Below are 8,784 nucleotides of genomic sequence, written 5' to 3' on the forward strand. Positions count from 1 at the left end.
CACTGATGAACAGCAGTTACTAGCTCCAACGTCAGTTTTGCATAAATAGCTAACACTAGGGGTTGCACTCAATTTACACCACTTGACGGGACACTACCTAAAGACGAATGGATTTACTTCGATTTAACCACCTGTTCAATCAAACGACTGGGTTCTTTTGATATGCGATTATACTTTGGCATATTAGCATTGCGCAAAAAGGACAGACCAGTGTGGTCTGTCCTTTCGTATGCCGGCAGCTCCGCCTCCGCTGCTCGGCTTCGGCAGCCACGCGCGCTGCCCTACCTAATGATGCCCTATCACTTAACAATGCGCTGGTCGAGTAGTCTGTCGCTTCACGGCCGCGGCGTAGGGATGTTCTCCGATCCCCCGACCATGTTTCCAGCTCGCATTGTGGTACACATAACGGACGTTAACGCTCTCCACGTTATCGCACGGCTATCTCCATCCTACATCCGACGCCTAACTGTTTTGCGCCGATTTCGTGATACTTTTCATCGTTGCAATATGACGTTGTGTCGAACGACACTTCCGCGCTTGCTCCCGACACGACTCCGTCTCGCCGGAACCAAGCGCTCATAATTGCAATAAACGAAACTCTGTGGAATACCCATTCAACTTCTCTCCTACCTGCTTCTTTAAAAACGCGCGTATGCCCACTTCTTCTCCTGCGCTTGTGACGTAGACGACACGGCGGCCTGCTGCAGAACCGCTCACTGTAAATCGTTCATGGTTGAACAGACTGTATACGTGCGCCAAGCTGGTGCCAAACGTGCTGTCGAAAAACTCCACCTGGCCGTCCCGTGTCGCACGAAACGAGTAAAACTCCGTCGCCACCAACTCCGGAATCTCATTCGTTCGTTCAACGCGCCACCCTGACTTTTTGTAACTCTCGATAAGAGGCTGCAATGCCTGTTCTCGCTTTCCGCGCAGAATCCATGCCGTAGCCGTTGGGTGATCCAAGGCGTATTCGTATGGAAGCATAATCAACGTTGAATGCTTTGAAAGCAGTGTAGAAAACGACAAATACACTTTCGGATACAAACTTTCGACCATGAGTAACAGTCGTTCTTCGTGAAGCCCAAGAGAACCGATTAAATCGAAAGCTGGTGGAAAGGCACGACTTAGATATTGATGAATCCCTAGCAAGTTCCCAGAATCGCACAGAGTCAGTCCAATTACCCGACTGTCTCCAACAGATAGGAATCCCGCTAATGAAGGACGGTTTACCCAAAGTTGAGCGATCTCGTTCTGGGTACCTTCCTCTGCAATTTGACGAATCCCTAACGCGTTTAACATGTGTGCAACGTCCCAATAGACGATGTCTTGCACTCCGGCTGCAACCATTTCTACTTCTAACTGCGCGACCCGAAGTATTCGTGGCATCCTGGCACTTGTTAATTCGCGTCGAATGCGCACACTGGAATATGCCCACACATGCGCCCCTTCGTATAAGTCACGTTCAATCAGACGCAGCCCTTCTGCTGTGAGCTTCCACACGTTCACCCTGTTCATCTTTCGCCACGAACCGTTTCGGTACAACAACATTGGCTTATTGAAACTCCGTGCGTAGCCACTTGCCTTCATCACTCGCTGGACCTCTGACGTTCCATCTGCAAACCCCGAAAGCACTTGAATCTGTTCAGTCGTCAACACACCGTGCATGTATAAATGCGACAAGTACGTCTGCGCCTTCAACGCCGTCTTTTCCGTCATCGTCACCGGCTTCTGTATCACAACGTCCACTTGCGTTTCGCTCACCGCGTAGCCACCTTCCTGCCTACAAGCCACCCTTTGTCTTTAGTAGATACACACTCCATGTGCACCTACTAAAGACCTCCGTGTTTTGGTCTGTAATTCCCGAGCGCACCATGGCCGTTTTCCCTTTTAGTGAAAGGGAAAATTAGAACATTTGTGAGACGTCGATTCGTGTGTAACAGAAAATTTTCTATTCCATACGAAATGACAGCTCTGCTTGAGCCGTTAGTTGCGCCCGATTTGTTTTATTCGCAAGGTTTGTTTGCAGCAATATCGTCCAATTCTTCAACATCAATCACTACGGAATTGCTGCTCATAGCCGATTTGTAGGAAAGTATAAATACCAATCTTTTCGCATCGTCATTCATTAGTATTCCTGACTGACAGAGCCCGTCTATTAACGGACGAATCCAAAAATGGTCAGGGTCCAAAGGTATTGAATGGGTTATCTCAATGCACACCTTGACTCTTGCCCTGAGCAACGGGTAATGTCCGTGTTCCTTTAATTTGAGTGAGATACCTCGCATTAAGGCGATCCAAGCTTCTCGAACCGTGTACAGATGAGATAATCCGTTAATTCTTTTACTTCTCACAAGGAATAAGTCTGACATTGATATAAGCTCGTATGGAATCTTGAGAGTAAAACCACTTTTTTGGCGTTCTACTTGAATACCGTAGTCTTCAGGTGAATATTTTTGTTCTAAAAGCCCTTGCACGATTGAATCCGCAACTAAACGACCAATCGTATCCCGTATACCTCGAAGTTTTAGCTCAATATCTTCGATGGAAGACCACCACAAGTCGCCAACTGCCCGATTCAACTGAACCAGCATCCCTTCACACTCCATCGCGAATACCATAATCCGCAATGGTGCTTTTATGTCCTCTGGGGACTGAAAAGGCTGAGAATCGTGTTTCAACAACTGATTGAGGTTTGTCCGAGTTTCCTCGTACCACCGATCAATTTCCCGATATAATTCCAGCCCTGTCATTCAACAAAAACTCCTTGAACACATGCCATGCACTTTGCCTCGCGTCCTTACCCCATGCACCACTAGGGACTCCAGACTTCCGCCATGCATCTTGCAGTGCATTCCCTTATATTTCGCTCGATAATCAGGACAAAAGCGCCATGCACAATGCCCCGCGTTCTCACCCTTTGGTACAACTGGGGTTTCGGGTTCATGCCATGCACAACGCCTTGCAACCTCGTCGTTTTGTCGTTAAGCAAAAAATGAAATGCCATGCGTTATGCGTGGCGAATCTTTGAAATCCCTTGCTAGACAAGACTTTTTCATGCATGGCTTTGCGCGTGGCGCATATTTCACAACTTGCCCTGCGTTGCGCCTTGCGAAATCCCGGGAAACCTTGACCTGACTGCGATTGTCGAGCGTGGCTTTGTGCCATGCGGTCATTTGTAGAAGTCGAGCGCACTGTTCATCACCTCTTCCAACGCGGCATTGTGCGCTGCGTCCGCATCGTTCACCTGGTTATTTCCCTGCTCCATCGGTATCTCGACATGGACATTTGTCTCGTCCCGTACCGATTGAATGCCCGACAAAGCAACCATGCTCTGTAACAAACGACGGTCGATGAACGACTGTTGGCGCGGAACCGCGATCGTGTCCACGCCTCGCTTGTCGTAGTACATGCGGTGTATCGCTTCAATTACTGTTGCTTGAAGGACCTCACCTTTGCTTAATTCACACAGCCAATCGAGTATGGCAGGATCGACATCCTTTGGTATTCGAACGGATATTGTGTCCTGAGGCTTCCATTCTCGCTTTCGTGAGCGACTCATACGGCCGTCACCGTATCTGCTGCAAGACGTACCGCTGTCAGGAACATTCCATCCGCGTTCAACCATCGAGACCGATACAACGTCGGAGCGTACTCGAGATTGAACCCATCTTGTTGAGCAAACTCCTTAAGAAACGGATGCAGCAGTGCCGCGCCACCACCAAGAACGTAGAAATGTTCAATCGTTGGTATCTTATTCCAGACTTCGATGATTTCACGATAGACATGCGAAGCAGCCGCACTCAAATGTCGCTCGATTATCTCCGTAATGTCATGTCGACGACCGAATAGAACCACTTCGCGTTTTTTGTCCTCCAGGAACTTTGCAAGCTCCATCCGTCCGCCAGGAAAAGCATTGCGCGCTTTAGTCTGTTCTCGAATGTCTTCGAGGAGACTGGTGAGCGTCGTCCCAATCCCGTACTGCAACCCGTCCGACAACGACGCGTTGATATTGCCTCGTTCAAACACAGGAAGCTCCGTACTCAACTCCCCAATCTCTGCGACCGCGACGAGTGAACTCGATAGCTCCTTTGACTTCTCCGGAGACTGTTGGCACAGCGCAAGGAAAGCCATGTGTCCTTCGCTCACGACCTTGGATGTGATTCGTAGACGAACCGTAATACCGCCCCACGGTGACGGAGACATGAATCGGACTGTATGTTCGCCGCTTAGACGTTGCTCGAAGTCGAGCCTTACACCGCGTTCCAAAGCTTCAACAAGGCTGACGCCGGATACGACGAACAACTCTTCATCAATTGTCGTTGCCGATGAGATTCGTTCACCCGCGCGTTCTCGCTGCTTCACCACCGCGCTTGCAAGTGCCGTTAAGTACATGAGAATCGCCTGTTCACTCGATGTCTTCTTCTCATTTGGTTGCATGTAAGTCGCTTGTGGGCCTTGGTCTGCTGCAAGTTTGCCGACGAATACACGGCGAGCGCCATCGGTAAACGCAGACGAAACCACTTCTACATCGAGTGCGTTTAGTGGTTCCTGGCGTTCGCCGAGATCGCTTCTTGGACTCCCAACTGCTGTTACGTTCGGAATGGATAACTCCAATCCGCGCATTACGAGTTTTACCGCTCCATTGCCTAAATCAAGCCCAACCGGAAGCATATCTATGATTCCCCTTTGCGATATAGTCTTGTGCTGGTGCCGGCCTTCCCGTATAAAAACCTTGAACATACCGAACACGAATATGACGAAGGAAAGCCAGATCACTCTCACTTTCGACTCCTTCGACAATTAGCTTGCTACCAAACCTGACAAATTGCTCGGCGAGGAGAGCGAGGACACCACTATCGTCGTGACCGGCAAGAAACTCGCGGTTCATCTTCACAAATGCGGGTTTCAAGCGTTCTAATGCAAGGAGATTGCTCATACCCGTTCCGAAGTCATCGAGAGCAAACTGTACGCCAATATTCAGGAATTTGTTGAGGTCGAGTTCATCAAGACACGCTCGTTCTGTAATCTCAATGACGACTTGGTTTGGTTTCAGCGCGTACTCCCAAGGGTCCCAAACTGCTTCACTCAGAGTCTCAGGTTCTGTATTAACCATTAGTAGTTCCCCGGCCCGTAAGAAACCTTGGCAGTCTTCCATCGCTTGACGCATAAGTGTTTGGTCAAGCGCGGCGATTGTTCCCTTTCTACGATGCTGTTCAATAACGTCTACAGGCGAGCTTCCATCTAACGGTCGCATGAGGGCTTCGTATCCAATTACCATTTGATTCACGATATCCCATATGGGCTGGTACGCAATCTTGTACAAGTGTGTGTCCACCTCGCTTTACTAGAAATGTTCCCACGTGCATTAGGGTGATTTTGTTCCAAAACCGTTCCAAGGCAAAAAATATCCCTCACTCATGAAAATGAGTAAGGGAAGAAACGATCCTACTATTCAGTTTGTAGTGCTGTTATTACCCGTCCCTGGCTGAATGTAATACCATTCGGGATCATCACTGGTCACCAGGAAGTCATCGTAGGGGAATACCCCTGTAGGCGTCGTGGCTGTGCCGCATTCATCGGTTGCTGTAATCTGGATGCTAATGGTGTCCCCATCTGGTAACTTTGGCATAATTGTTGCGCCTTGCCATACTCCGAAGCCGAGATTGTTTGCCGGCTTCATCGTCACCGTCCAGGAAGTGTCTCCATTCTCGTCAACCGCATCATGTTGGTTCACTGTGAACGTCGCCGTAACCGATGTCGGCTGAGCCTGAGGAAACGTAATCGCAAACGCGAATGGAGCTTGTACGCGCAGTGGGATGGGCCCATTTCCAACTTCCGTGTTCGTAACCGGCATCTTAATCTTTGCAGTAAGCCCAAGGTCTTGTTGCAGGTCCTCTGTCGGGTGATAGATGCCCGAAACTTCGAGTCCTGTCATGGTCAATGGGACAGTCTTTGTGGATGTCACCTGTCCGTTGGTGTACGTCGTAAATATCTCAGTGCCATCCCCATTCGGCCCACACGTTTCCGTTGTGTAGGAGTTTCCTTGCGAACCGTTCCCTGAATCCGTCACGGTCACTTCGTTCGAAATGGCCACGGGATTGCCTGTATTCGGGTCAACGAGCTCGGCCACGTACTGGAGACTCGTTCCGGCAACAGGTGTGTATGGGATAGCTACATTCAATCCGTCTGTGTCCGGCGCCCAGTTTGCTGAAACGACACTTTGCCATGTCTGCTGGCACTTCACGACTAATTGCGCATCCCCGTTTAATGCTTGATTAACGAAGTCCTGATCTGTTTTGTCGAGCGTAATCTTAAAGTCAGTACTTGCAGGCTTCACAACCTGTGTCGGCAACGCAGCTAGCGTGAAATTATCCGGCGGTGTTACAGGGTTGAACCACGTAACACTCACTTCGTTGGATGTAGCCGATACGTTTCCGGCTGCTGTAGTCAATGAGTATGACTGTTGCTGAGAAATTGGTGTTGATTGCCCTTCTTGCATTACGTATTCTGTCCACGTCCAGGTGCCAATAGCACCACTAAACCATCCTGTCGGAAGTTGGGTGATATAACCTGTAGTTTCCCACTCTCCTGCATTTGAAGTGGTCAATAACATGGCCCCTCCGCTTGTGACATTCAGAGTTACTCCAGCTGTACCACTACTTGAACTGGTAAAATTATTATTGTTTTCTGCCTCGATGAGTACTTGATGCATTCCCGCAGGTAATGTGATTGTAGCCGTAGAAGTATCAGGAATGCTTCCACCCACACCCCCATCGTTGCCTTGTTGTAACACAGGTTGACCGTCCACGTAGACCTGAGCATAGTCGTCTACCTGTGGCATGTTAAACGTGACAGACTCCGTTTGCGGTAAGTTAAACGTCGATTCAAAAAATGCAGTCCCATTTATCTGTGACGACGCATTTGAGACCCAAATGGAACCATTGTAACTTCCGGCTTGTGCATTTTGCGTGAAAAGAGATGTCGGAACATAGCCTGGTGCTTTGGTGAAAGTCCAATATGGAAAGTTTTTCACTGTCGTGATTGGCCCACCAGCAGAGACTCCATAGCTCATAGCACTAGACATACCAACTGACTTTACATAATTCAAGTTACTGTCGTAAAAACTTCCTCCGTCAACATATTCATTAAGTTGGCTGTCGTAGATTGCATTTATTGAAATCGGAGACGAACTAATGCTATTTGTACTTGGATTATAGATGTAATTTCCATTATATTGGATCAACACTAATCCATTCACAACGTTAACATATGGAATTGAACTTGAATTCGGAAGCGCGACTAATTCTGTACTCGTCCCCGTATTTGGGTCGTATGACCATAATTCACCATTTGTATCAAAAGGGGCTGACTGCTCTTGAGTCCATGTTGCGTAATACACCAAACCATTTGCTGAATCATAACCTATTGAATCGCTTGGATACGCAAAAGTATTTGCTCCATTTAAGATACTAGCTGTACCCGTAAATGGATTATATTCCATCAAACAGCTTCCATACGCGCTTTCTTCATATGGATCAGGCTCAGGTGTGGCCGACCCCGGATAATATAAAATCCCGGTTTTGGGGTCAATAGTGAATGAATTAAATGGGAATGTAAAGAGAGTTATCCACTGACCATCCCCGTGGTGAGCGCCCGGATCATAGTATCGGTCCTCGTAAACCCCTAAGCCCATAGATGGGGCTGCCGTAGGATTTGTGGGGTCAACGGATTCTAACTGCCACGTATAGTCATACATTCCATCTGTTGTATACATAAGATAAACTTTGTGATCGACAGGATTGTAGAGTCCTTCATCAAACCAGTACATCGTCGCTCCGATAAATCCCGGCATATAATTGTCCTCAAGCATCTGTACCTGGGTCCACGTTCCTGACTTCAAGTCATACGCATACAAAGCTACAAATTCATGAGTATATTGGCTATCAGAGGTTGAATATTCTACTCCCGCATAGATCACCTGAGTATTAGGTGCATAGACCAAAGGCTGCGTGAAATAGGCTGTATTCACGGTTCCGTACGAAGTCGATGTACCCGTAGTGATAGGTAATCCTGCTATATTCTCCATCGAATTTGTAGTTGGATTATAGTGCTGAATTTCAGTTGATGTTTCACTAAACAAACCATCTGGTGGTGCGGATGCAGGAACGTTCAGCGATGGTATCGACGGATTCCCTGGCTTTACGATCTGAGCCACATACTTGTCTGTCTCAACTTGGTGTTTTGTCTCCAAAGCATTCAAAACTGTTTGTCCTGGTTGACCGGTTGCAATAACTTGGTTTGTTGTCTGGTCTAAAATGTCCACAACATACCCGCTTGGTACATTTTGTGCTGTAGCCGTCAACGTAGATGTGTTATTAACCGGCAGTGCCGTTGGGTTTGCAGTGAGACTAATTCCGTACCAGTCAACCGGCACGACGTTACTGCTCATTAGCGCCCCAGTATTGCTAGTGTTAGTCGAAATATATGCTACAAAGTTGTCGGTTTGAGGAGTAGGTTCAGATGTTTGAACGCTATACGGTGTAGATTGGCTGGAACCTACAAGCTGACCTGTTGATTGATTGTAAATCACTAAATTATCCCCAACTGGCACATTGTCACCTGTTACTGTCAACGTGGTACTTTCTCCGGAAGGTAATTGTGTAGGGTTCGCCCCTAGTGATAGTGGGGAGTGTCAATAATTTTGTGTAAACTCTATCAGACGGTTTCTAGTGAAGATAGGGTTTCAAGCGCTCCTCGAAATGTATCGCAAGCTGGCTGAAGATT

General features: G+C 48.0%; 6 protein-coding genes. All 6 read right to left on the reverse strand.

Annotated elements, in window-relative coordinates; translation table 11 throughout:
• Window positions 1–576 precede the first annotated feature (576 nt).
• Entirely contained in the window at window positions 577–1,761 is a 1,185-nt protein-coding gene (locus J3482_RS18765; RefSeq protein ID WP_021297481.1) for a replication-relaxation family protein, read from the reverse strand.
• Window positions 1,762–2,003: 242 nt separating this feature from the next.
• On the reverse strand, window positions 2,004–2,750 hold the full coding sequence (locus tag J3482_RS18770) for a hypothetical protein (protein ID WP_021297480.1): 747 nt from the start codon (window positions 2,748–2,750) through the stop codon (window positions 2,004–2,006).
• A 419-nt stretch (window positions 2,751–3,169) separates the two neighbouring features.
• The gene (locus J3482_RS18775; protein ID WP_021297479.1) at window positions 3,170–3,559 is read right to left on the reverse strand and encodes a hypothetical protein; all 390 of its coding nucleotides are present in this window, start codon (window positions 3,557–3,559) and stop codon (window positions 3,170–3,172) included.
• Window positions 3,556–4,671 (reverse strand): ParM/StbA family protein, encoded by a 1,116-nt coding sequence (locus tag J3482_RS18780; protein WP_021297478.1) that lies wholly within the window; start codon window positions 4,669–4,671, stop codon window positions 3,556–3,558. The genes J3482_RS18775 and J3482_RS18780 overlap by 4 nt, the downstream gene beginning before the upstream one ends.
• On the reverse strand, window positions 4,652–5,323 hold the full coding sequence (locus J3482_RS18785; RefSeq protein WP_021297477.1) for an EAL domain-containing protein: 672 nt from the start codon (window positions 5,321–5,323) through the stop codon (window positions 4,652–4,654). Before J3482_RS18785 ends, J3482_RS18780 begins: the two co-directional genes overlap by 20 nt.
• A gap of 129 nt (window positions 5,324–5,452) precedes the next feature.
• Window positions 5,453–8,632, reverse strand: a complete 3,180-nt coding sequence (locus J3482_RS18790) for a hypothetical protein (protein WP_206922922.1) — start codon at window positions 8,630–8,632, stop codon at window positions 5,453–5,455.
• Between the last annotated feature and the right edge of the window lie 152 nt (window positions 8,633–8,784).

This window comes from Alicyclobacillus suci (assembly GCF_017329615.1).
GTDB classification, from domain to species: domain Bacteria; phylum Bacillota; class Bacilli; order Alicyclobacillales; family Alicyclobacillaceae; genus Alicyclobacillus; species Alicyclobacillus suci.

Excerpts from the sequence above, each read along its gene's own strand:
- J3482_RS18775 (WP_021297479.1), bottom strand. The coding sequence starts at position 3,559 with ATGAGTCGCTCACGAAAGCGAGAATGGAAGCCTCAGGACACAATATCC.
- J3482_RS18780 (WP_021297478.1), bottom strand. The coding sequence starts at position 4,671 with ATGCTTCCGGTTGGGCTTGATTTAGGCAATGGAGCGGTAAAACTCGTA.
- J3482_RS18770 (WP_021297480.1), bottom strand. The coding sequence starts at position 2,750 with ATGACAGGGCTGGAATTATATCGGGAAATTGATCGGTGGTACGAGGAA.